We start from the raw sequence: 639 nt of genomic DNA on the forward strand, positions 1-639 counted from the left end.
CCTTGATGTTTTGTACAAATAGTTTGTTTTCCTTATTGGCTGAGACTGTTCATCTACCACTAAGGATAAACCTTGGAGCTAGCTCCAAGGTCAAGACGAATTTTGTTAAAAGAGAAAAATAACCACTTCGCTCAACCTCAGCCTTTTTCCGAAAAAAGAAAGACGCCGCAGCGCCTTTCGAAGTAGCCATGTCGATGGCGTCATCAAACTGGATGTTTAAAGCATTCGTTTAACGTCATCCCAATAGCGCGCAGAACATCACGGCGAGTGATGATTCCAACAAGCTTTCCTCGGTCGTCAACTACTGGGTACATTTTTGGCTTACCGACTTTCATCATATCCGCCAATTCAATGACCGACATTTCTGGCGAGACGGACAACACATCTTCATGCATACACTCTTGCACAGTATGTGTATCTTGGCAGTGGTAGCTGGCTTTCACCAACTTATCTAACAAATCTTGTTCAGATAAGAACCCCACTACTTTTTCGTTTTCATCAATGACTGGACCACCAAGCGTCACGCTCTGCATCACTTTGTTCAAAGCGGCTGTGAGTGACATGTCTTTAGTGAAAGTCACCGCTTGCAACGTCATGTAATCTTTTACTTTTAATGAATGCATTCTTATCTCCTTAGCG

The 639-nt window shown here is 43.0% G+C and carries 1 protein-coding gene; it reads right to left on the reverse strand.

What is annotated here, in order from left to right; translation table 11 throughout:
• Positions 1 to 203 precede the first annotated feature (203 nt).
• The gene (locus R7E38_RS23055; RefSeq protein ID WP_005461138.1) at positions 204 to 623 is read right to left on the reverse strand and encodes a CBS domain-containing protein; all 420 of its coding nucleotides are present in this window, start codon (positions 621 to 623) and stop codon (positions 204 to 206) included.
• Between the last annotated feature and the right edge of the window lie 16 nt (positions 624 to 639).

Origin of the sequence: Vibrio sp. Vb2131, from assembly GCF_033338535.1 — a bacterium.
Lineage (GTDB): Bacteria > Pseudomonadota > Gammaproteobacteria > Enterobacterales > Vibrionaceae > Vibrio > Vibrio alginolyticus.